19 protein-coding genes, 1 tRNA gene and 1 pseudogene are annotated in these 23,790 nt (G+C 64.4%); 15 read left to right on the top strand and 6 right to left on the bottom strand.

The genetic code is table 11. The features are described 5' to 3' along the window. Positions 1-34: 34 nt before the first annotated feature. From MSM1_RS02740 to MSM1_RS02725, 4 genes are read right to left on the bottom strand one after another with little or no spacing between them, the layout of a single operon-like run. Positions 35-1,708: an ABC transporter family substrate-binding protein gene (locus tag MSM1_RS02740; protein WP_374101650.1), complete on the bottom strand. Its 1,674-nt coding sequence runs from the start codon at positions 1,706-1,708 to the stop codon at positions 35-37. A gap of 9 nt (positions 1,709-1,717) precedes the next feature. Beyond that, entirely contained in the window at positions 1,718-3,565 is a 1,848-nt protein-coding gene (locus MSM1_RS02735) for an ABC transporter ATP-binding protein (protein WP_213440071.1), read from the bottom strand. Then, positions 3,562-4,506 carry an ABC transporter permease gene (locus MSM1_RS02730; protein WP_213441312.1) on the bottom strand — a complete coding sequence of 315 codons (945 nt, stop codon included), beginning with the start codon at positions 4,504-4,506 and terminating at the stop codon, positions 3,562-3,564. Before MSM1_RS02730 ends, MSM1_RS02735 begins: the two co-directional genes overlap by 4 nt. Beyond that, positions 4,503-5,480 carry an ABC transporter permease gene (locus MSM1_RS02725; protein ID WP_213440070.1) on the bottom strand — a complete coding sequence of 326 codons (978 nt, stop codon included), beginning with the start codon at positions 5,478-5,480 and terminating at the stop codon, positions 4,503-4,505. Before MSM1_RS02725 ends, MSM1_RS02730 begins: the two co-directional genes overlap by 4 nt. A 248-nt stretch (positions 5,481-5,728) precedes the next feature. Here MSM1_RS02725 and MSM1_RS02720 point away from each other — a divergent pair, with 248 nt between their 5' ends. From MSM1_RS02720 to MSM1_RS02705, 4 genes are all read left to right on the top strand, one after another. Next, positions 5,729-6,220 carry a carbonic anhydrase gene (locus tag MSM1_RS02720; RefSeq protein ID WP_213440069.1) on the top strand — a complete coding sequence of 164 codons (492 nt, stop codon included), beginning with the start codon at positions 5,729-5,731 and terminating at the stop codon, positions 6,218-6,220. A 315-nt stretch (positions 6,221-6,535) separates the two neighbouring features. Continuing rightward, a complete protein-coding gene (cysD, locus tag MSM1_RS02715) occupies positions 6,536-7,465 on the top strand; it encodes a sulfate adenylyltransferase subunit CysD (protein WP_213440068.1) in 930 nt (309 codons plus the stop codon). Continuing rightward, positions 7,465-9,333 (top strand): adenylyl-sulfate kinase, encoded by a 1,869-nt coding sequence (cysC, locus tag MSM1_RS02710; RefSeq protein ID WP_213440067.1) that lies wholly within the window; start codon positions 7,465-7,467, stop codon positions 9,331-9,333. Before cysD ends, cysC begins: the two co-directional genes overlap by 1 nt. A gap of 199 nt (positions 9,334-9,532) precedes the next feature. Next, positions 9,533-10,033: an RrF2 family transcriptional regulator gene (locus MSM1_RS02705; RefSeq protein WP_213440066.1), complete on the top strand. Its 501-nt coding sequence runs from the start codon at positions 9,533-9,535 to the stop codon at positions 10,031-10,033. Here MSM1_RS02705 and MSM1_RS02700 read toward each other — a convergent pair. Beyond that, on the bottom strand, positions 10,015-10,404 hold the full coding sequence (locus MSM1_RS02700) for a VOC family protein (RefSeq protein ID WP_213440065.1): 390 nt from the start codon (positions 10,402-10,404) through the stop codon (positions 10,015-10,017). The genes MSM1_RS02705 and MSM1_RS02700 overlap by 19 nt on opposite strands. A gap of 240 nt (positions 10,405-10,644) precedes the next feature. After that, positions 10,645-10,720, bottom strand: a tRNA-Arg gene (locus tag MSM1_RS02695). Positions 10,721-10,831: 111 nt separating this feature from the next. Here MSM1_RS02695 and argS point away from each other — a divergent pair. The 11 genes and pseudogenes from argS (at position 10,832) to MSM1_RS02640 (ending at position 23,770) form a co-directional block, all read left to right on the top strand. Then, on the top strand, positions 10,832-12,484 hold the full coding sequence (argS, locus tag MSM1_RS02690; RefSeq protein WP_213440064.1) for an arginine--tRNA ligase: 1,653 nt from the start codon (positions 10,832-10,834) through the stop codon (positions 12,482-12,484). Between the two features lie 44 nt (positions 12,485-12,528). Beyond that, positions 12,529-13,908 carry a diaminopimelate decarboxylase gene (gene lysA / locus MSM1_RS02685; RefSeq protein ID WP_374101684.1) on the top strand — a complete coding sequence of 460 codons (1,380 nt, stop codon included), beginning with the start codon at positions 12,529-12,531 and terminating at the stop codon, positions 13,906-13,908. A gap of 2 nt (positions 13,909-13,910) precedes the next feature. After that, positions 13,911-15,233, top strand: a complete 1,323-nt coding sequence (locus MSM1_RS02680; RefSeq protein ID WP_213441308.1) for a homoserine dehydrogenase — start codon at positions 13,911-13,913, stop codon at positions 15,231-15,233. Continuing rightward, the gene (gene thrC / locus MSM1_RS02675; RefSeq protein ID WP_213440063.1) at positions 15,230-16,312 is read left to right on the top strand and encodes a threonine synthase; all 1,083 of its coding nucleotides are present in this window, start codon (positions 15,230-15,232) and stop codon (positions 16,310-16,312) included. The genes MSM1_RS02680 and thrC overlap by 4 nt, the downstream gene beginning before the upstream one ends. 10 nt (positions 16,313-16,322) lie before the next feature. Continuing rightward, positions 16,323-17,267, top strand: coding sequence for a homoserine kinase (thrB, locus tag MSM1_RS02670; protein ID WP_213440062.1), 945 nt, complete (start codon positions 16,323-16,325; stop codon positions 17,265-17,267). A gap of 272 nt (positions 17,268-17,539) precedes the next feature. Further along, positions 17,540-19,324, top strand: a complete 1,785-nt coding sequence (rho, locus tag MSM1_RS02665) for a transcription termination factor Rho (protein ID WP_213440061.1) — start codon at positions 17,540-17,542, stop codon at positions 19,322-19,324. Between the two features lie 208 nt (positions 19,325-19,532). Beyond that, positions 19,533-19,802 (top strand): 50S ribosomal protein L31, encoded by a 270-nt coding sequence (rpmE, locus tag MSM1_RS02660; RefSeq protein ID WP_213440060.1) that lies wholly within the window; start codon positions 19,533-19,535, stop codon positions 19,800-19,802. Between the two features lie 80 nt (positions 19,803-19,882). Further along, positions 19,883-20,956, top strand: coding sequence for a peptide chain release factor 1 (gene prfA / locus MSM1_RS02655; protein WP_213440059.1), 1,074 nt, complete (start codon positions 19,883-19,885; stop codon positions 20,954-20,956). Then, positions 20,953-21,885 (top strand): peptide chain release factor N(5)-glutamine methyltransferase, encoded by a 933-nt coding sequence (prmC, locus tag MSM1_RS02650; RefSeq protein ID WP_213440058.1) that lies wholly within the window; start codon positions 20,953-20,955, stop codon positions 21,883-21,885. The genes prfA and prmC overlap by 4 nt, the downstream gene beginning before the upstream one ends. Continuing rightward, the gene (locus tag MSM1_RS02645; RefSeq protein ID WP_213440057.1) at positions 21,860-22,513 is read left to right on the top strand and encodes an L-threonylcarbamoyladenylate synthase; all 654 of its coding nucleotides are present in this window, start codon (positions 21,860-21,862) and stop codon (positions 22,511-22,513) included. Before prmC ends, MSM1_RS02645 begins: the two co-directional genes overlap by 26 nt. A gap of 47 nt (positions 22,514-22,560) precedes the next feature. After that, positions 22,561-23,770 (top strand): annotated as a pseudogene (locus MSM1_RS02640) (glycosyltransferase family 4 protein). Positions 23,771-23,790: the final 20 nt, after the last annotated feature.

The following is a 23,790-nucleotide window of genomic DNA, read 5'->3' as shown; positions in this document are numbered from 1 at the left end:
CAAACACGGCCCGGGGCTGCCTTTGTCGAGTAGGTCAGCTGCGCATAAACCCGATAGCGGTGTAGTCCACGTCGGCCAGTCCGAACGCGCCGTAGTTGGCCAGGTTGCTGCGTACGGCGAGATCCCCCGGCGACTGGAACAGCGGCAGGGAAAAGCCTTCGTCCCAGATCATCGCGTCAACCTCGTTGGCGAGCACGCGCGCCTTGTCCGGGTTGAGCTCGGACAGCGTCTGATCGATCTTGGCGTCGATCCTCGGGTTGCCGATCTTGCCGAAGTTACTGTCACCGTCTGAGGTGTAGATCTGAGGCAGCGCGGACAACGGGAAAGCGTTGCCCACCCATCCGAACTGAGTGATGTCAAAGTCGCCGACGCTCACGTACCGACTGAAAAATCCGGTGCCCGGTTTGATGTCGAGCACCAGTTTAACACCGATCTGCGCCAAGTTGTTCTGGGCGACCAGCGCGATCTGCCGGTTCGAGGGCGCATCGTAGAAGACGTCGCGGATAACCAGTTTTTGCCCGTTCTTCTCCCGCACCGTGCCGCGGAGTTTCCAGCCCAGTGTGTCCAGATCCCGCCGCGCCTGGTCCGGGTTGTAGGCGGCGGGGGCGCTGTTGTTCTGGTAGCCCACCTGGCCGACGACGTAAACGTGGTTGTTCAGCGGAGTCGGATGGTCGGTCAGCCCGTGCTGGACGACGTCGACGATAGCCTGGCGGTCAATGCCCCGGCAGATCGCCAGCCGCAGTTTCTCGTCCGCCAGGATGGATCCGGGCGCGCCGTTGAAAGTGAACTGATACCAGGTAGGTGCCGGCGCGCGGCGGATCACGACGCCGGGAGTGCGCTGGGCGATGACCATATCATCGAGGGTGCTCAGGCTGGCGGCATCGATGGCGTGGTTTTGCAGGGCGGGGATGACCGCGGCGGCGTCGAGCACCAAAAACGTGATGGAGTCCAGCCGCGGCGCCGTACCCCACCACCGGGGATTGCGGGTCAGCACAATGCGCTGCGCGGTCCGGTCGATCGTGGACACGATGAACGGTCCGGCCGACGGACCGGGGGCGTTGAGTTGGCCCTTGTTGAAGACCTCGGGGTCGGCCGTCATGCTGCGGGGTTGGATACCGCCGGCGAACATCCCACGCCACTCCGAGTACGGCTGCGCGAAGGTGATCACCGCCTGGCGGTCGTTGACGCCTCTGGTCACCGACTGCACTCGCTCGAAGCCGGCCCTGCTGGCGATCAGGTAACGCTTGTCGCGGCCGCTGCACGCGTCGACCTCCGATTTGAGATCTTCCCAGGTGATCGGGGTGCCGTCGCTCCAGACCGCTTTCGGGTTGATGGTGTAGGTGACGACCTGCGGGTTGGTGCTGGTCAGCTCGGCGCCGGTGAAGTAGTCGGTGTTGAGTTTCAGTGACCCGTCGGCCTGGGTGATAAACGCCCCGGGCAGCGTCGGGGTAACAACCGAAGCGACGTCGGCGGTGTTGCCGTCGATGTTCAACTCATTGAAGTTCGACGGGAACGATGTAAGGGAGAGCCGTAGGTTGCCGCCGTCGCGCAGCGTCGCCGGGCTTTGGGGGTTGATGTCGCTGGCGGTCCCGACGCGCGCGGCGTGCGCGTGGGGGAGGTCTCGGTATCCGTCCGCGCACCCGGTGACGAACAGCCAAGCTACCAGTGCCAGCGGCGCAAACCTGCGGATCGTCGGCCGGGGCGTCACGGTGAGATGCTAACCGCCGCCATCGGGGTGTGCCCGCGGGACCGCGGCCAGCAGTCGCGCGGTGTACTCGTGCTGTGGGTCGGTGAACACCTGCTCACTGTCGCCCTGCTCGACGATCCTTCCCCGATACATCACCGCCACCCGATGAGCCAGGTGTTTTACCACCGAAAGATCGTGCGATACAAAAAGATAGGACAATCCGAATTGTTGCTGCAGATCTAGCAGCAGGTTGATGATGCCCGCCTGGATGGACACGTCGAGCGCCGACACCGGCTCGTCGAGCGCAAGGATCTTCGGTTGCAGTGCCAGCGCCCGCGCGATCCCGATCCGCTGCTTCTGCCCGCCGGAGAACTCCGCCGGATAGCGGCTGGCGTCGGCGTGGTCCAGACCGACGATCGCCAGTAGCTCGGCGACCCGTTGTTCGCAGCGGCGTTTGTCGAACCCGTTGGCCACCAACGGTTCGGCGAGGACGTCGAACACCGGGAGCCGCGGGTCTAGCGACGCCACCGGGTCCTGGAACACCACCTGCAGTTCGGTCCGCAACGTGCGCCGGCCTGCAGGGTCGAGGGTTGCGACGTCGGCGCCGAGAATCTCGATGCAACCTCTTTGGGGCCTGACGAGCTCGAGGATTTGGCGCAGCGTGGTCGATTTACCCGATCCGGATTCGCCGACAATGCCCAGGGTGCGGCCCCGTTCCAAGGTGAAGCTAACACCGTCGACGGCACGCACTTCGCCGACCTGCCGGCGCAACACGATACCTTTGGTGAGCCGGAAGGTCTTGGCAAGACCGGTAACCCGCAGCACCACCGGGGGTTCGCCGGCTGAGGTGTTCGCGCTGGGCGGTTCGGTCGATACCCCGTAGATCTCAGCGGCAGTGCGCCCGGAAACGTCGTCGGTGCGGATGCACGCCGCTAGATGACCCGGACGCACTGTGACGAGATCCGGTTCCGCCAAGCGGCATTCATCAATAGCGAGCGGACAGCGAGGAGCGAAGGAGCAGGCATCGGCCGGCAGCGACGACATCGTCGGGGGTGCGCCCGGGATCGGAACCAGCCGGGTGCCCTGCGGGGCATCCAGCCGTGGAACTGAGCCCAGCAATCCCACGGTGTAGGGCATCCGGCGATCGCGGTAGAGCTCGTCGACGGCGGCGATCTCGACCGCGCGCCCGGCGTACATGACCAACGCCCGGTTGGCGAACGCCGAGACCACACCCAGGTCGTGGGTGATGATCAGCACTCCGGCGCCGGTGACGTCGCGCGCGGTTCTTAGCACGTCGAGTATCTGTGCTTGCACGGTTACGTCTAACGCCGTAGTCGGCTCGTCGCAGATCAACAGGTCCGGGCCGTTGGCGATCGCGATCGCGATCACCACGCGCTGGCGCTCACCGCCGGAAAGCTCGTGCGGGAAGGCTCGCGCACGCCGGTGCGGCTGTGCGATGCCGACCAGTTCGAGCAGCTCGACGGCGCGCTTGCGGGCGGCACGCCGGCTGATGTCGTGATTGTGGACCTCGATGGCCTCGGCTATTTGGTCCCCGACGGTGTAGACGGGTGTCAGCGCGGACATCGGGTCCTGAAACACGGTGCCGATCGCCTTGCCGCGGATCCGTGACATGGCGGCATCTCGTAAGCCGAGTAGCTCCTTGCCGCGCAACCTCACCGATCCCGCCACGTGCGCGTGCTCGGGCAGCAATCCGACGACGGCCATCGCGGCAGTGGTCTTACCCGAACCGGATTCTCCGACGATGGCGACTACTTCGCCCGCATCGATGTGATAGCTCATACCGCGCACCGCCGGCACGCGCACGTCCCCGTTTTCGAAGGTGACGCTCAAATTCGTCACCTCCAGCAGGGCTGTCACTTGGGGCGGCGCTTCTTGCGGTGTGACGCGCCACTGCCAGGATCCAGGGCGTCGCGCAAGCCGTCGCCGGTGAGGTTGGCGCACATCACGATAAGCACGAGTGCCCCGGCCGGGAACAAGAACACCCAGGGGAAGGTGGTGGCCGAAGGCGTGCCGTCCGCGATAAGCGTGCCCAACGATACGTCGGGTGGTTGGACACCGAATCCCAGGAAGCTCAAACCTGTCTCTGCCAAAATTGCGAACCCGACGTTGAGCGTAGCGTCGATAATAAGGATCGAAGCGACATTGGGCACGATATGATGCACGATAATGCGGCGGCTCGACACTCCCATATAACGTGCCGCGCTGACGAATTCACGCTCACGCAGGCTCATCGTCAAACCGCGTACCATCCGCGAGCTGACCATCCAGCCGAACACCGCCAGCAACACGATGAGCCACAGGATGCTGCTTGACTGCTTGGTGCGCGGAGTGACGATGGCGATCAGGATAAAGCTCGGCACCACCAGCAGCAGGTCCACCAGCCACATCAGCGCCCGGTCGCGCCAGCCGCCGAAGTAACCGGCTACCGACCCGACGGTGGCGGCGATACTGGTGGAGATCAGCGCCACGCAAAACCCGATCAGCATCGACTTCTGCATGCCGCGCAGCGTTCGGGCCAGCAGGTCCTGACCAAGCGCGTTGGTTCCAAACCAGTGCTTGAGCGAGGGTGGCTGCAGCAGCGCGCCGTAGTCCAGATCGGTGTAGCCGTAAGGCAGTAGCGGCGGCAGCGCATAGCAGCCGATGAACAGCAGCACCAGCAGACTCAACGCGATCACCGCGGGAATATTGCGGATGAACCGGCGTGCCAGAAGGTTGCGCCGCGACGCGAAGGCGGCGGGATGGATACCGGCACCGAGCGGTGCGGTGTCGGTGATTTCCGGGGTCACCGGTGCCGTCATGATACTCGCACCCTGGGGTCCAGCGCCGCATAGATGACGTCGGATAACAGGCCAGCGAGTAGAACCGCTGCGCCGCTGAAAATCGTGATCGCCGCGACGACGTTGGTGTCCTGGGTCGAGATGCCCTGCACCACCCATTCACCCATGCCATGCCAGCCGAAGATCTTCTCGACGAACACCGCTCCGACAACCAGGCCACTGACCCCGTAGGCAAACAACGTCGCCATCGGTATCAGCGCGGTGCGTAACCCGTGTTTGAGCAGGGCCCGCCGGTGAGTCAGCCCCTTGGCGCGAGCAGTCCGGATGAAATCCTCATGCAGCACATCCAGCATCGCATTGCGTTGGTAGCGGCTGAAGCTCGCGATCGACATCAGAGCCAGTGTGAGACTTGGTAATACGATGTGCTGCACGCGGTCGACGAGCTGACGCCAGACCCCGCCGGGCGGGAGCGGTGAGGTCTCTCCGGTGTAGAGGAAGATGCGCACGCCGAGCAACGTGTTGACCCGCAGCGCGGCCAGGATGAGCAGGCTGGCCAGCACGAATGACGGGATGCTCAGGATGGCCAAGGAGGCCGCGGTGATCACGCGGTCGCTCAGCCGGTACTGGCGCACCGCTCCCCAGGCTCCCACCACAACGCCGATCATCGTGCCCAGCACCGAGCCAATGACTACCAGGCGCAGGCTGACCCCGACGCGTCGCCACAGCTCCTGCGCGACGGGATGCCCGGTTACCGTTGCGCCGAAGTCACCGCGAACCGCTCCGGAAATCCACCTCGCGTAGCGAATGGGTATGGGTTTGTCCAGGCCGAGCTCGACGGCTTTAGCGTGGACGGCCTCGGGAGGCGGCTGCGGGTGGCGTTGGATGAAACTGTCCAGCGGATGAAATGTCACGGACGTCAGGCAGTACGTCAAGAATGACGCCAGCGCCAACAACAGCAGGTAGTTCAGCAATCGACGCGCAAGAAAGCGGATCATAGCTGCCGGCCTCGCGCGTGTCGCATGGGCACAGAGTAAGAGATAGATCCCCCGACCGCCCGCTCGGCAAGGGGTGGGAGATCGAGCCGTCCACCCTGCGGCGTGTTCCTAATACGTGACACGTAATTGGATCGAATTGATTTTAATGCGTGATAACCCGACGGCGAATTGTTAAGATCGCCGACTCGCGGAGTTTTTGGAACACCTATGGTGTAAAACGACAACACGTGAAGCACAAGGGGATTGGCGTGACGATTACCGACGAATACCTGGCCAATAACGCCGAATATGCGAGCACCTGCAAAGGACCGCTACCGATGCCGCCGAGTAAGCATGTCGCAATCGTGGCATGCATGGATGCCCGGCTCGATGTGTATCGGATGCTCGGGATCAAGGAGGGCGAGGCCCACGTTATCCGCAACGCCGGTGGGGTGATCACCGACGATGCGATCCGCTCACTCACCATCAGCCAACGGCTTCTGGGCACCCGGGAGATCATCCTGATTCACCACACCGATTGCGGGATGCTTACCTTCACCGACGACGACTTCAAGCGTGCCATCCAGGACGAGACCGGCGTCAAGCCGCCGTGGGCGGCCGAGGCGTTTCCCGACGCCGAAGAGGATGTCCGGCAATCGCTGCGCCGCATCCACTACAGCCCGTTCGTCACCAAGCATGAGTCCCTGCGCGGGTTCGTCTTCGACGTGGCCACCGGCAAACTCAACGAAGTCACGGAGTAAGGGGGTAAGAACGGTTGTGATGGCGCTGTTGTGGACCGCGTCGCGCGGGGTGCCAGCGCAGGATTCCGGGCTACCGCAGGCGCAGCTAATTGTTATGGACGGCACCGGTGACCGAGACGCGCTCGCGGGAGCGAATCGACACGCACGTCCCGGTGCGCCGGGCTGCGGCGAAGCGCTGAGCAGGCGACGACGTGAGCCGGATCGGGCGCGTTTGACAGTGGCGACACCGACTGGTTGCATGGATGGCGGCACGTAAAGAAGGTAATTTTAACCATCGTTACCAGAATTTTATCGAAGACGGTGATTAGGAGGCCGATGACCAGCCAACTGACCGCTGGCCCGACGGCCGGGAAATACGAATTGAGCCATCTGCGCACGCTGGAGGCCGAGGCCATCCACATCATCCGGGAGGTGGCCGCGGAGTTCGAACGGCCGGTGCTGCTGTTCTCGGGCGGCAAAGACTCCATCGTGATGCTGCACCTGGCGCTTAAAGCGTTCCGGCCGGGCCGGCTGCCATTCCCGGTCATGCATGTCGACACCGGCCACAACTTCGAGGAGGTCATCGCGGCGCGTGATGACCTGGTCGCTGCCACCGGGGTGCGGTTGATCGTGGCGTCGGTGCAGGACGATATCGACGCCGGGCGTGTCGTGGACAACCTCCCGTCGCGCAACTGGCTGCAGACGGTGACGCTGCTGCGCGCGATCCGCGAGAACCGGTTTGACGCCGCATTTGGCGGCGGGCGGCGTGACGAGGAAAGGGCTCGCGCCAAAGAACGGGTGTTCAGCTTTCGCGACGAGTTCGGCCAGTGGGATCCGAAAGCCCAGCGCCCCGAACTGTGGAATCTCTACAACGGGCGCCACCACCAGGGTGAGCACATTCGGGTGTTCCCGCTGTCCAACTGGACCGAGTTTGACGTCTGGTCGTACATCGGCGCCGAGGGGATCACCCTGCCGTCGATTTATTTCGCGCACCGCCGCGCGGTATTTCGCCGGGACGGGATGTTGCTGGCGGTACACCGGCACCTGCAACCGCGCCCGGACGAGGAGGTGTTCGAGGCCTCGGTGCGGTTCCGCACCGTCGGCGATGTCACCTGCACCGGCTGCGTGGAATCCGAGGCTGCCACGGTCGGGGAGATCCTCGCCGAGACCGCGGTGTCACGTCTGACGGAGCGCGGGGCCACCAGGGCCGATGACCGGATTTCGGAGGCCGGCATGGAAGACCGCAAACGACAGGGGTACTTCTGATGGCTGTGTCAACCACGATGCTGCGCATCGCAACCGCCGGCTCCGTCGACGACGGCAAGTCCACCCTGATCGGGCGGCTGCTCTACGACTCCAAGTCCCTAATGGAAGACCAATGGGCGTCGGTGGAGCGAACGTCCGCGGAACGCGGCCATGACTACACCGACCTGGCACTGGTCACCGACGGCCTGCGGGCAGAACGCGAACAAGGCATCACCATCGACGTCGCCTACCGCTACTTTGACACCCCCAAGCGGAAGTTCATCATCGCCGACACCCCGGGCCACGTCCAGTACACCCGCAACATGGTGACCGGAGCATCCACCGCCCAGCTGGTGATCGTGCTTGTCGACGCCCGCCACGGCCTGCAGGAGCAGTCTCGCCGGCACGCCTTCCTGGCGTCGCTGCTGGGCATTAAGCACATCGTGCTCGCGGTCAACAAGATGGATCTAGTCGATTGGGACCGAGAAACCTTCGAGGCGATTCGTGACGAGTTTCGTGCCTTCGTTGCGCGCCTCGACGCACACGAGGTGACCGCTATCCCGATGTCGGCCCTGCACGGCGACAATGTGGTCACCAAGTCGGACCGCGCGTCCTGGTATGACGGACCGGCCTTGCTGCCGCACCTCGAGGAGGTCGACATCGCGGCCGACCGCAACCTCATCGACATGCGGTTTCCGGTCCAGTATGTCATCCGGCCGCACACTCGCGAGCACCAAGACCACCGCAGCTACGCCGGCACGCTGGCCAGCGGAGTGCTGCACCCCGGTGAGGAGGTGATCGTGCTGCCAACCGGCAAGGTCAGCCGTATCACCACGATTGAGGGGCCCAACGGGCCGGTCGGAGAAGCTTTTCCGCCGATGGCAATCTCAGTGAGCCTTGCCGATGATATCGACATCTCGCGCGGTGACATGATCGTTCGCCCCGATAATCAGCCGCGGGTCTCGCAGGAGTTCGACGCGACCGTCTGCTGGATGGCGGATGGGTCGGCACTGGAACCGGGCCGAAGCTACATCATCAAACACACCACCCGCACCACGCGCGCGAAGGTGACCGCGCTGGACTACCGGCTCGACGTCAATACGCTGCATCGGGACCGAAGCGCAACGGCGCTGAAACTCAACGAGCTCGGCTGTATCTCGCTGCGCACCCAGATACCTCTTCTACTTGACGAATACACCCACAACCCCAGCACCGGATCGTTCATCCTCATCGACCCCGACACCAACGGAACGGTGGCGGCGGGCATGGTGCTGCGCGACGTCTCGGTTCATGCGTCAAGCCCGAACACGGTGCGACACCGGTCTCTGGTCACCGCCGAGGACCGGCTCTCGCGCGGCCGCACCGTGTGGTTCACTGGGCTGTCGGGTTCCGGAAAGTCATCGGTGGCTATGCTGGTCGAACAGAAGCTGCTCGAAAAAGGAGTTCCCGCTTACGTTCTCGATGGCGACAACCTGCGGCATGGTCTTAACGCCGATCTGGGGTTTTCCATGTCCGACCGCGCGGAAAACCTGCGCCGGTTAGCGCATGTGGCGGTGCTGCTCGCCGACAGTGGTCAAACGGTCTTGGTGCCGGCGATCAGTCCGCTGGCCGAGCACCGCGAACTGGCCCGCCGGGTGCACGCCGACGCCGGCATCGACTTTTTCGAGGTGTTTTGCGATACCCCGCTTCAAGACTGCGAGCGGCGTGATCCGAAGGGGTTGTACGCCAAGGCGCGTGCGGGCTTGATCACTCATTTCACCGGCATCGACAGCCCTTACCAGCGGCCGAAGAATCCGGATCTTCGACTCACCCCCGACCGCAGCAGCGAGGAACTGGCCCAACAAGTTATCGACCTGCTCGAGTCTACGGTGAATGACCACGCCCGTTAGTTAGACGGCATTCTTGGGGCTCGCCAGCCAGGATCGGGCCGTAACGTGGCGTGCGCAGCGGTGGATCCGTCGCCGGAGCGGGCTGGGCACGTCCGCTCTGGCGGACAGCACGGCGACCGGTTTGACGATCCGGGCGGCGTACCAGGCGTGGTGCTCGACGGTCCGCGCAGCCGCCCGGGCCGGTGGCACAATTCACAGAATGCGCATGTCGGCCAAGGCGGAGTACGCGGTGCGGGCGATGATACAGCTTGCTGCGGCCGAGCCAGGTGAGGTGATCAAGACCGACGATTTAGCCAAGGCACAGGGCATACCGCCGCAGTTTCTCGTCGACATCCTATCCGACTTGCGCACCGATCGCCTCGTACGCAGCCACCGGGGCCGTGAGGGGGGATATGAGCTGGCTCGGCCGGCAACCGAGATCAGCATCGCCGATGTGCTGCGCTGCATCGACGGCCCGCTCGCCAGTGTCCGCGACATGGGGCTCGGCGATCTGCCGTACTCAGGGCCGACCGCGGCGCTGACCGACGTCTGGCGCGCGCTGCGCGCGAGCATGCGCTCGGTGCTCGAGAAAACCACCCTGGCCGATGTCGCTGCCGGCGCCCTGCCAAAACACGTCGCACAGCTCGCCGACGATTATCGCAATCAGGAGCGCAGGCGGCACGGAGCGGGCCAGCGCCGCGATCAGCCGTCGGAGGCGTAGGGCCGGGTGAGAATCTCCAGGTGGTGGCCGACCGGGTCGCGGAAGTAGACCCCGCGACCCCCGTACCGGTGGTTGATCTCGCCTGGTTGCTCGCCCCCCGGGTCCGCCCAGTGCCGCAGCCCGCGCGACCGGATCTTGGCGTAAATTGCGTCGAAGTCGTCCTCGGAAACCAGGAACGCGTAATGTTGCGGGCGGATCTCCTCACCCGCGGGCGTATCCGCGTAGTCGAGGGTGGCCCCGTGTTCCAGCGTCACAGCCATAAACGGACCAACCGGCACTGGATCTGGAAGCCCGAACAACTCGGTGAGAAATTCCGCCGACTGCCGCTTGTCCCGCGCGGCGACGATGGTGTGGTTAAAACTGATACTCATTGCCTTTGCCAGTCAAGCACTCTCAGCACAAATGCGCAATGCCGAAACGTTGCCCGGCCGCCCTGGTCTCGGGGGACGGCACCGTGCTTCACGAGCGTCGTTGGTGTGGTCCGGCGCCGAGCGCCGATGTGGCTGATATGACTAATGTGGTTAATGTGACTGACGAACGTTGCAGTGGGGATGACGGGAGTCCGAAGTGCCGGGCCGGGCGGCCCGGCCGGAAGACCGCCGCTGGTCAGATGGTGCCCCCGACAGGATTCGAACCTGCGACCTTCTGCTCCGGAGGCAGACGCTCTATCCCCTGAGCTACGGGGGCGCATGCGCATGGTGCCGCGCCGATCGGGCCCCGCCAGCCTAACGCATCGGCACCGGGCAGGCAGCGGATGGATTCGGGACGCGACCACAACAGCCCATAGGATGGACCTTCGTGACCCCTGCCGAGCTGGCTGAGCTGCTCAAGACCACTGCGGCCGCCGTGTTGGCCGAGCGTGGTCTGGACTCGGCCGCGTTGCCGGCGACGGTCATCGTCGAGCGTCCGCGCAACCCCGAGCACGGCGATTACGCCAGTAACCTGGCCCTGCAGCTCGCCGGAAAGGTCGGCAAAAATCCACGTGAACTCGCCGGGTGGCTCGCCGAGGCGCTGGCGGGCGCTGCCGGGATCGCGGCGGCGGAGGTGGCCGGACCCGGTTTTGTCAACATGCGACTGCAAGCCTCGGCGCAGGGCAGCGTCATCACCAAGGTTATCGAGGCGGGCAAGAGCTACGGTAACTCCGACGAGTTGGCCGGGCAAAGGATCAACCTGGAATTCGTCTCGGCCAATCCGACCGGACCCATCCACATCGGCGGCACCCGCTGGGCCGCTGTCGGCGACGCCTTGGGCCGACTGTTGTCGACCCAGGGAGCCGAAGTGGTGCGCGAGTACTACTTCAACGATCACGGCGCGCAAATCGACCGCTTCACCGACTCGCTGATCGCCGCGGCCAAGGGCGAGCCCACGCCGCCTGACGGCTACGCGGGCACCTACATCACCGACCTCGCCGCGCAGGTGCTGCGGCAGGCGCCTAACGCGCTGCAGCTGCCCGAGGGCGAGATGCGGGAGACGTTCCGGGCGATCGGTGTCGAGCTGATGTTCGCCCATATCAAGCGGTCGTTGCACGAGTTCGGCACCGATTTCGATGTCTACACTCACGAGCAGTCGATGCACAGTAGTGGCCGCGTCGAGCAGGCCATCCAAAGGCTCCGCCAGATCGGAAATATTTACGAAAAAGATGGTGCGCTGTGGTTGCGCACCAGTGCATTCGGCGACGATAAAGACCGCGTCGTCATCAAAAGCGACGGCACCCCAACCTATTTCGCCGCTGACCTGGCCTACTACCTTGACAAGCGGCAGCGCGGCTTCAACTTGTGCATTTACATGCTCGGCGCCGACCATCACGGGTACATCGCCCGGCTCAAGGCCGCCGCTGCCGCTCTCGGCGACGACCCGGCCACCGTCGAGGTGCTCATTGGCCAGATGGTCAACCTGGTGCGCGACGGCCAACCGGTGCGGATGAGCAAACGTGCAGGCACCGTAATCACACTCGACGATCTGGTGGAGGCTATCGGCGTCGACGCCGCCCGCTACAGTTTGATCCGCTCGTCGGTGGACACACCGATCGACATCGACCTAAAGCTATGGTCCTCGGCATCAAACGACAACCCGGTCTATTACGTGCAATACGCACATGCTCGACTCTCGGCACTGGCCCGTAACGCGGCCGAACTCGGGTTGGTCCCCGACACTGGGCACCTTGAAGTGCTCACTCATGATAAAGAGGGTGCGCTGGTGCGCACCATCGGCGAGTTCCCGCGGATACTGAAAACCGCTGCGTCCCTGCGAGAGCCACATCGTGTATGCCGCTACCTGGAGGACCTCGCCGGCGATTACCACCGGTTCTACGACTCGTGCCGGGTGCTGCCGCAAGGCGAGGAGGAACCCAACCAGCTGCATGCTGCCCGTCTCGCACTGTGCCAAGCTGCCCGTCAAGTCATCGCCAACGGGTTGGCCATTCTCGGAGTTAGCGCGCCGGAGCGAATGTGAACACGCACGCCGCCCGCCCCCTGCACGCTTTCCACGCCGAGGAGATCGACTACGGTGGCAGTCTGCCACAGCCGCGATCAACCGACGAACTGTTGTATCTATCACCAAACGTATGGCCGCATAACGCGTTTCGCTACGAGAATGGCGCAATCGGTATTGCGGGAGTTTTGCTGACCCAGCTGGCACGGGAATACGGCACACCACTGTTCGTTGTCGACGAAGACGACTTCCGCTCTCGGTGCCGAGACATCGCGGCGGCGTTCGGCGGCCCGCAGAATGTCCACTATGCAGCGAAAGCCTTCCTCTGCACAGAAATCGCACGTTGGGTCGACGATGAAGGCCTCTCGCTTGACGTGTGCACTGGCGGGGAGCTGGCCGTGGCATTGCGCGCCCATTTCCCTGTGAAGCGCATCGTGTTACATGGCAACAACAAATCGCTCGCAGAGCTGAGTATGGCGGTCGCAGCCCGTATTGGGCTTGTTGTCGTGGACTCGATGGCCGAGATCGAGCGACTCGACGCCATCGCGGCCGACGCCGGTGTGGTACAGGACGTGCTGGTGCGTGTCACCGTAGGTGTCGAAGCCCACACGCATGAGTTCATTGCGACCGCGCACGAAGATCAGAAATTTGGGCTCTCGCTGGCCAGCGGCGCGGCGATGCGTGCGGTGGAGCGGATATTCGCCACTAGACATCTCCGACTGGTGGGCCTGCACAGCCATATCGGATCCCAGATCCTCGATATCGCTGGCTTCGAGATCGCCGCGCACCGGATCATCAGCCTATTGGGCGATATCGCCGGAAAGTTCGGCCTCGACAAGGCAACCCAAATTTCAGTTGTGGACCTTGGCGGCGGCATGGGCATTTCGTATCTGCCATGCGACGATCCGCCGCCGATGGGCGAGTTGGCGGCGAAGCTCAGCGCCATTGTGCGCACCGAGTCGGCGGCGATTGGCCTGCCGACCCCCCGGCTGGTTGTCGAGCCGGGACGTGCCATCGCAGGACCGGGTACCGTAACGGTGTATGAGGTCGGCACCGTCAAGGACGTGGACGTGAGCGCTTCCACCAACCGCCGCTACGTCAGCGTCGACGGCGGCATGAGCGATAACATCCGCACGGCGCTCTACGGTGCGCGCTATGACGTGCGCTTGGCATCCAGAGCCAGCGATGCCCCACCGGTGTCTGCCCGCATTGTTGGAAAGCATTGCGAAAGTGGTGATGTCATTGTGCGTGATGCCTGGGTGCCAGCCGATATAGCGCCGGGGGATTTACTTGCGGTGGCCGCTACCGGTGCGTACTGCTATTCGCTGTCGAGCCGCTATAACATGATCGGCCGTCCGGCGGTGGTAGCGGTGCGTGACGGGCATGCTCGCCTTGTCCTGCGCCGCGAGACGGTCGATGACCTGCTGAGTCTGGAGGCGAGGTGAGCGTGTTTGGCCCGGAAAATCCGGTCGGTGTGGCAGTACTGGGCCTGGGCAACGTAGGCAGCGAAGTTGTCCGCATCATCGAGAACAGCGCTGAGGACCTCGCGGCGCGTATCGGCGCCCCACTGGTGCTGCGTGGCATCGGTGTTCGCCGGGTTGCCGCCGATCGTGGCGTTCCGGTCGAGTTGCTTACCGACAACATCGACGAACTGGTCTCGCGGGAGGACGTCGATATCGTCGTCGAACTGATGGGTCCGGTGGAACCGGCCCGCAAGGCGATCCTGTCCGCACTGGAGCGCGGAAAGTCCGTCGTCACCGCAAATAAAGCCTTGTTGTCCACATCCACCGGCGAGTTGGCCCAGGCCGCCGAAAGCGCCAATGTCGACTTATATTTCGAAGCGGCGGTCGCAGGCGCCATCCCGGTTATCCGTCCGCTGACCCAATCGCTGGCCGGCGACACGGTCCTGCGGGTAGTCGGTATTGTCAACGGTACCACTAACTACATTCTCTCTGAGATGGCAAGCACCGGACGCGATTATGCGCAGGCGCTGGCCGACGCGAGCGCACTCGGCTACGCGGAGGCCGATCCCACCTCTGACGTAGAAGGCTACGACGCTGCGGCCAAAGCTGCGATTCTGGCATCCATCGCCTTTCATACCCGGGTAACCGCAGACGACGTCTATCGCGAGGGCATCACCGGGATTACCCCGGCCGATTTCGCCTCCGCGCGTGCCCTTGGTTGCACCATCAAATTGCTGTCGATATGCGAGCGGATCACTACCGACGCAGGCCAACGTGTTTCGGCCCGTGTCTATCCGGCGCTGGTTCCCTTGACGCATCCGTTGGCCGGAGTCAACGGCGCCTTTAACGCCGTGGTGGTTGAAGCCGAGGCGGCAGGGCTGCTGATGTTCTATGGCCAGGGCGCCGGCGGAACGCCGACCGCTTCGGCGGTGGCCGGCGATTTGGTGATGGCTGCCCGCAACCGGGTCCTGGGCAGCCGCGGGCCACGGGAGTCCAAATACGCTCAATTGCCAGTCATGCCGATTGGCTTCATATCGGCCCGTTACTACATCAGCATGTACGTAGCCGATAGGCCGGGTGTATTGTCCTCGGTTGCAGCAGAATTCGCTAAGCGTGAGGTAAGTATCGCCGAGGTGCGCCAGGAAGGCGTGGTCGATGACGGCGGCCAGCGAGTGGGGGCGCGCATTGTCGTGGTCACGCACCATGCCACCGACGCTGCGGTGTCGGAAACCGTAGCCGCGCTGGCCGACCTCGACGTGGTTCAGCGGGTGGCCAATGTGCTGCGGCTGGAAGGATCCAGCCCATGAGCGCCCCCGGCACGGCGACTCGCCAGCCTTGGCCAGGGGTGATCGCGGCCTACCGTGACCAGCTGCCGGTAGCCGAGAACTGGAGACCTGTCACACTGCTCGAAGGCGGCACCCCGCTCATCCCGGCGATCAGGCTCTCCGAGCAGACGGGCTGCACGATTTATCTAAAGGTCGAGGGGCTCAATCCAACCGGTTCCTTTAAGGACCGTGGCATGACACTGGCGGTCACCGACGCGCTGGCTCGTGGGCAACAGGCGGTGTTGTGTGCGTCGACGGGAAACACCTCGGCATCGGCGGCGGCGTATGCGGCCCGCGCCGGCATCGCATGCGCGGTGCTGATACCGCAGGGCAAAATTGCGATGGGCAAGCTGGCGCAGGCCGTCATGCACGGCGCCAAGATTATCCAGATCGACGGCAACTTCGATGACTGCCTGGAGCTGGCCCGCAAATTGTCCGCCGATTTTCCGGCCATCTCGTTGGTCAACTCGGTGAACCCACTGCGGATCGAGGGACAAAAAACGGCTGCATTCGAGATCGTCGACGCCCTGGGCACCGCGCCGGACGTGCATGCTCTTCCAGTCGGCAATGCCGGTAACATCACCGCGTACTGGAAGGGGTACGTTGAGTATCACGTCGCAGGCATGGCCGACACGCTGCCCCGGATGTTGGGTACGCAGGCGGCTGGCGCAGCGCCGCTGGTATCGGGTAAGCCGGTGCCCCGGCCAGAGACTATCGCGACCGCGATTCGCATCGGAGTACCGGCGTCGTGGGCGTCGGCCGTGGCCGCCCGGCAGCAGTCAAAGGGGCGCTTTCTGGCCGCCACCGATGAGGAGATCCTGGCCGCCTACCACCTGGTGGCCGGCGTTGAAGGCGTCTTCGTGGAACCCGCCTCGGCGGCGAGTATCGCGGGTTTGCTCAAAGCCGTCGAGGACGGCTGGGTATCGCGCGGCTCGACGGTGGTGTGCACGGTAACCGGCAACGGTCTCAAGGATCCCGACACTGCGCTGCGCGACTTGCCAACCGTGTCAGCCGTGCCCGTGGACCCGGTCGCAGTTCTCGAGCAACTGGGGCTCTCGTGAAGGGTGGCCGTTGACTCAGCCGTTGCCTCCCGGGCTGTTGGCCGGCGCCATTGTGGCGGCGTCCAGCGCCAACCTAGGCCCAGGTTTCGACAGCATCGGGCTGGCACTGAGCCTTTACGACGAGATCATGGTCGAGACAACGGATTCCGGCCTTGTTGTGGAGGTCGAGGGCGAAGGTGCCGGCCAGGTGCCGCTGGGGCCGACCCACCTGGTGGTCCGGGCAATTCAGCGCGGGCTGCGGGCTGCAGGCATCAGCGCCGCGGGCTTGGTGGTGCGTTGCCGTAACGCCATCCCGCACTCCCGGGGTGTCGGTTCGTCCGCCGCCGCCGTTGTCGGTGGGCTGGCGATAGTCAATGGTCTTGCTGCGCAAGTAGATTCGATACCATTCAGCGAGGCTGAGCTGATCCAGCTCTCATCGGAGTTTGAGGGTCACCCGGACAACGCCGCCGCGGCCGTCTTGGGTGGCGCGGTGGTCTCGTGGATCGACCGCTCCTATGATCCTCCCGGCTACGCAGCGGTACGGTTACGGCTTCACCCGGACATCCGGTTGTTCCTCGCGGTTCCCGAGGAACGTTCGCTGACGGCGGAGACCCGGGTGCTGCTGCCCGCGCAGGTCAGCCACGACGACGCCCGGTTCAACCTCAGCCGTGCAGCGTTGCTGGTAGTTGCGCTCACCGAACGGCCGGATCTGCTGATGGCGGCCACCGAGGATGTGCTGCATCAGCCCCAGCGTGCTCCGGCGATGCCGGCGTCGGCGGAATACCTGCGGCTATTGCGGCGTTATGACATCGCAGCGGTGCTTTCCGGCGCCGGACCTGCGGTGATCGCCCTGAGCACGGAGCCGGAGCTGCCTTTGGAGACGGTCGAGTACGGGGTCGCAAACGGTTTTACCGTCAGCGAGATGGCTGCCGGCGAAGGGGTTCGCTGGAGTTCCGGCGTCACCGTCGTCAGTTAACCTGCGTGGGTGCGGGGCAATGCGGCTCCTTGCGCCGGGCACCGATGCGCGTTATCCTCGGACTCGTCCAGTAATCGCAGGGCCCGCATCTGCATCGATACTGTCTTGCCGCTAGGACCACCACCAATTCCTCTCGTGACGATGGTTCGCCGTTTGAGCCGACACTCCGGGCGATCACCGGCGCAGAGTCGATGACTGGGAGCACTCAGCGATCTGGCTGAATGTAACGAACCCCTTGCATGACGCAATCAGCGAGGGAAGAAAGGAAATCCGTGACAGAAACGGACCTCATTACGGCTGGCGATAGCACCGAAAAAAACCGGCTGTCTAATTCCGTGATCACACACACCTCCGAGCTCGCCCCGTCCGGCGCGGAAGCACCCATGCCTGTTGGGCCCGGCCCTGCCTTGCCCGGCACCGACACGCCCACCCTCGTGGAGGCCAGCATCTCGTCGGATGGCTCACTGGCGGGCATGGTGTTGCCCGAATTGCGTGCGCTCGCCACTCGGGCCGGCGTCAAGGGCACGTCGGGGATGCGCAAGAGCGAATTGATCGCCGCGATCCGGGAAAGCCAACAACGGGCCGACGGCGCGCAGCCGCGCGGCGAGGCTCCGGCACAAGACCGTGGTGCCCGGGACGACGCCGGGGGGCCGACCGGCCACGTGCGAACCGAAGCGGTTACCGGGGCCCCCGAGTCAGCGGGTGGCGCCGGGCCACGGGAGGCGGAGGCACCCTCCGAAACTGCGGATAAAGACAGCGATCAGGGCGGCGACCAGCAGGGTGAACAGCAAGCCCGGGGCGACGAGGACGTTGAGGGGCGTCAAGGGCGGCGAGGACGGCGGTTCCGTGATCGTCGGCGCCGTGGTGAGCGATCGGCCGATAATGCCGACGCGGAACTGCGTGAGGACGACATCATCCAGCCGGTGGCGGGCGTCCTCGACGTCCTCGACAATTACGCCTTCGTGCGCACGTCGGGTTACCTTGCCGGCCCGCACGACGTGTATGTGTCAATGAACATGGTGCGCAAGTATGGCCTGCGCCGCGGCGATGCGGTGACCGGCGCCGTGCGGTTGCCCAGGGAGGGCGAGCAGCCCAACCAGCGGCAGAAGTTTAATCCGCTGGTGCGCCTGGACAGCGTGAACGGCGGGCCGGTCGAAGACGCCAAGAAGCGCCCCGAATTTGGCAAATTGACGCCGCTGTACCCCAACCAGCGGTTGCGGCTGGAAACCACGAGCGACAAGCTGACCACGCGGGTCATCGATTTGATCATGCCGATCGGCAAGGGTCAGCGCGCCCTTATCGTGTCCCCGCCCAAGGCCGGTAAGACGACGATCCTCAAGGACATCGCCAATGCGATCACCACGAATAACCCGGAATGCCATCTGATGGTGGTGCTCGTCGACGAGCGGCCGGAAGAGGTCACCGACATGCAGCGCTCGGTCAAGGGCGAGGTCATCGCCTCGACATTCGACCGGCCGCCGTCGGATCACACCTCGGTCGCCGAGCTTGCAACCGAGCGTGCCAAGCGGCTTGTCGAGCAGGGCAAAGACGTGGTCGTGCTGCTGGACTCGATCACCCGGTTGGGCCGCGCCTACAACAACGCATCGCCGGCATCGGGCCGCATCCTTTCCGGGGGTGTCGACTCCACGGCGTTATACCCGCCCAAACGGTTTCTCGGCGCGGCCCGCAACATCGAAGAGGGTGGCTCGCTCACCGTTATTGCCACGGCAATGGTCGAGACCGGCTCACAGGGCGACACGGTGATCTTCGAGGAGTTCAAGGGTACTGGCAACGCCGAGCTCAAGCTTGACCGCAAGATCGCCGAGCGGCGGGTTTTCCCCGCGGTCGATGTGAACCCCTCCGGCACCCGCAAGGACGAGTTGCTATTGTCGCCCGACGAGTTCGCCGTCGTGCACAAGCTACGCCGCCTGCTCTCGGGTCTGGACTCCCACCAGGCCATCGACCTGCTGATCTCGCAGTTGCGCAAGACCAAGAACAATTACGAATTCCTGATGCAGGTGTCCAAGACGGCACCGGGCGGTTTGGATAACGACTGACTTCAGGGCGGGGGCCTATTAGGTGAGAACGGCCGGAACCGGTAGATCCGGTGCCGGTAACCGGGCGTTGGGAATGCGTACGCTCATCCCGGTGTTTGGGATGATAGTGGTTGACCTGGCATAATTGGTGTTGACCACCTCCACCATCCCAGCTTCCGGCTTAAGCTCGACTGCCGGGGCTCGGAGGCTGATGACCGAAGAGGGCTTTATGAAATCTGGTATCCATCCTGCCTACGGCGAGACCACGGTGGTCTGTGGATGCGGAAACACATTCCAGACGCGCAGCACCAAGCCGGGTGGCCGCATCAACGTCGAGGTTTGCTCGCAGTGTCATCCGTTTTACACCGGCAAGCAGAAGATCCTTGACAGCGGCGGGCGGGTGGCCCGCTTCGAGAAGCGCTACGGCAAGCGCAAGGTGGGTGCTGAGAGGGCGGAGAACTCTGGGAAGGCAGGGCCGTCTGGAAAGACCCACAAGTAGCTGGCTTGCCGACGCCCGAACTGTGCGCCAATCCCGCGCAGACCGGGCGTCGGTTGGTGTTTGGGGTTAGGAGGGTCGACATGACGCAAAGCGTGCAGGCGATTGACGCGTTGCTCGCCGAACACGCTGATCTCGAGCGTCAGTTGGCGGACCCTGGCCTGCACGGCAAGCCCGCCGCCGCCCGCAAGGCCGGGCGCCGATTCGCACAGCTGGCGCCGATCATCGCCACCTACCGCAAGCTGGAGTCCGCGCGCAGTGACCTGGAGACCGCGCGCGAGCTGGCCGTGGCCGACACCTCGTTCGCCGCAGACGTAGCCGAATTGGAAACCCGGGTAGCCGAACTGGACACCCAGCTAGCTGATATGCTGGCGCCCCGCGACCCCCACGATGCCGATGACATCATCTTGGAAGTTAAATCCGGTGAGGGAGGGGAGGAGTCAGCGCTATTCGCTGCCGACCTCGCCCGCATGTACATCCGTTATGCGGAGCGACGCGGCTGGACGGTGACCGTGCTCGATGAGACCTTCTCGGATTTGGGCGGGTACAAGGATGCGACGCTGTCTATTGCCAGCAAAGTAAACGCCGCCGAGGGAGTGTGGTCGCGCTTGAAGTTCGAGGGCGGGGTGCACCGTGTGCAACGCGTGCCGGTGACCGAATCCCAGGGTCGCGTCCACACTTCGGCGGCCGGCGTGCTGGTCTACCCGGAGCCGGAGGAGGTCGGTGCGGTGCACATCGACGAGTCAGATCTGCGCATCGATGTCTACCGCTCCTCCGGTAAGGGTGGGCAAGGTGTCAACACCACCGACTCGGCGGTGCGGATCACCCATCTCCCCACGGGGACCGTGGTCACCTGCCAAAACGAGCGCTCACAGTTGCAGAACAAAACCCGGGCGTTGCAGGTGCTGGCCGCGCGTTTGCAGGCAATGGCCGAGGCGCAGGCACTGGCCGAGGCTGCGGCGGATCGGGCCAGTCAGATCCGTACCGTGGACCGCAGCGAACGCATTCGCACCTATAACTTCCCGGAGAACCGGATCACCGACCACCGCATCGGTTACAAGGCTCATAACCTCGATCAGGTTCTCGACGGCGACCTGGATGCATTATTAGATGCGCTGGCCGCCGCCGACCGGCAGTCCCGGCTGCGGCAGGAATGACGACCCGGCTACGGCGCGCTATTGACTCTGCGGCGGCGGTGCTCGCCGACGCGGGAATCGATTCGGCTCGCTGCGATGCCGAGCTGCTGGCGGCTCACCTCGCGGGAACCGATCGCGGCAGGCTGGCGTTGCTCGATCCGCCTGACGAGTTCTTCGCGCGCTACCACGACGTGGTGGGTGCGCGTTCGCGCCGGATACCGCTGCAGCATCTCACCGGGACGGTGGCCTTCGGGCCGGTGGTGCTGCGCGTCGGGCCGGGCGTGTTCATACCGCGTCCGGAGACCGAAGCCCTGCTGGCATGGGCGACTGCGCAACGGCTTCCGGTCCGGCCGGTGATCGTCGACGTCTGCACCGGGTCGGGGGCGCTGGCGGTCGCGTTGGCCCATCACTGGCCTGAAGCCCGGGTGGTCGGTATTGATGACTCCGACGACGCCCTGAACTACGCGCGGCACAACGTCGCGGGCACCGGGGTGGTGCTGGTGCGCGCCGACGTCACTACCCCGGGGCTGCTCACCGAACTCAACGGCCAGGTCGACCTCGTGGTGGCCAACCCTCCTTACGTTCCCAACGGCACCGCGCTAGAACCCGAAGTGGCCCAATATGATCCCCCTCATGCCGTGTTCGGCGGCCCGGATGGGATGACGGTGATCTCGGTGGTGGCGGACCTGGCCGGGCGCTGGCTGCGACCGGGCGGAATGCTCGGCATTGAGCACGATGAGGCAAAGTCCAGCTGTACTGTCGAATTGATCTTCCGCACAGGACTTTTCGATGACATCGTTGCCCGCAAGGACTTGGCCGGCCGGCAGAGGTTCGTGACAGCACGCAGGAAAGCAGCGCCGTTGAGTTGCGCTGGCGACGATGCAGAGCGAAGCGATAGCGAAGGGATGAGGAGGAGCAGCGCCGTTGACCCTCCTGTTCGACTGCACTGAGCCCCACCAGCGTTCCCGCGGGATCGCAGCGGCTGTCAGTGCGGTCAAAAGCGGGCGACTGGTGGTGTTGCCGACGGACACCGTCTACGGGGTCGGTGCCGACGCTTTCGACAGCGCCGCGGTTGCCGCGTTGCTGGCGGCCAAGGGTCGCGGGCGCGATATGCCGGTGGGTGTGCTGGTCGGCTCCTGGCACACCATCGAGGGTCTGGCTTTCGCCCTGCCCGACGCGGCCCGTGATCTAGTGCGGGCTTTCTGGCCGGGTGCGTTGAGCCTGGTGGTCCGCCACGCTCCGTCGCTGCAGTGGGATCTCGGCGATGCGCGGGGCACGGTGATGCTGCGGATGCCGCTGCATCGGGTCGCCATCGAATTGCTGCGTGAAGTGGGGCCGATGGCGGTATCCAGTGCGAACGTTTCCGGTCGCCCACCCGCAGCCGACGTGGATGAGGCCCGCCGCCAGTTCGGCGATCTTGTCGAGGTCTATCTTGACGCGGGCCCGGCTACCCGGCAGGCTGCCTCGACCATCCTGGACCTGACCGGGCTTGCCCCCCGCGTCCTACGAGCGGGTCCGGTGAGCGCCGAGGATATCGCCGCGGTGCTCCGGCTAGACCCCGCGAGTTTGACGGTGTGAATTTCCCGCGTGGGAACAGCCGGACAACTTTCCCGAGCCTGACGCCGCTGCAGTACGGTCTTTTCGGTGTTTAGCGCTATGGACGGTCATACCCGCGGCCTGCTGGCCCTGTCCGATCTGCCCGCGGGTGTCCCCTTGCGTGAACTCGCCCTGGTCGGCGGCACCGCCGCGATCATCACCTACTTCACAACTGGGCCCGTACGGCTGCTGGCTACCCGACTGGGCGCGGTGGCCTACCCGCGGGAACGCGATGTGCACGTGACACCCACGCCGCGGATGGGCGGGTTGGCGATGTATCTCGGTGTCATTACGGCCGTCTTCCTGGCGTCCCAGCTTCCGGCGCTCACCCGGGGTTTCATGTATTCCTCCGGCATGCCGGCCGTGGCTGTAGCCGGTGCGGTGATCATGGGGATCGGTCTGATCGATGACCGGTGGGGCCTGGATGCGTTGACGAAGTTCGCAGGTCAGATCACCGCTGCCAGCGTGCTCGTCACCATGGGGGTCGCCTGGAGTGTGCTGTACATCCCGGTTGGTGGTATCGGCACCATCGTCTTGGACCAGGTGTCTTCGATCCTGCTCACGCTGGCGCTGACGGTGGCGATCGTCAACGCGATGAACTTTGTCGATGGCCTCGACGGGCTGGCGGCCGGACTGGGCCTCATCACGGCGTTGGCGATCTGCATGTTCTCCGTTGGGCTGCTGCGCGACCACGGTGGTGACGTGTTGTTCTATCCGCCGGCGGTGATTTCGGTGGTGCTCGCCGGGGTCTGCCTAGGCTTTCTGCCGCACAACTTTCACCCGGCCAAGATTTTCATGGGCGATTCCGGTTCCATGCTGATCGGCTTGATGCTTGCCGCCGCATCGACCACCGCCGCCGGCCCCATCTCGCAGAACGCGTACGGCGCTCGCGACGTGTTTGCTCTGCTATCCCCGTTTCTCTTGGTGGTGGCCGTGATATTTGTACCGATGCTCGATCTTTTGCTGGCGATCGTGCGCCGGACCCGGGCCGGTCGCAGCGCATTCAGTCCCGACAAGATGCACCTGCATCACCGATTGTTGCAGATCGGACATTCGCATCGCCGCGTGGTCCTGCTGATTTATCTGTGGGTGGGCATTGTGGCGTTAGGCACCGCAAGCACGATCTTCTTCAACCCACGCGACACCGCCGCGGTGATGTTGGGCGCGCTCGCGGTCGCGCTGATCACAACGCTGATCCCGCTCCTGCGCCGGCGTCAAGACCTCTACGACGACAGGTAGTAGCAGCTCGACCACTATGA

The sequence above is a fragment of the Mycobacterium sp. SM1 genome (genome assembly GCF_018361265.1).
In the GTDB taxonomy this organism is placed as follows: domain Bacteria; phylum Actinomycetota; class Actinomycetes; order Mycobacteriales; family Mycobacteriaceae; genus Mycobacterium.
The sequence above is the reverse complement of the archived record's forward strand: the minus strand, read 5'-3'. Positions and strand labels throughout refer to the sequence as shown.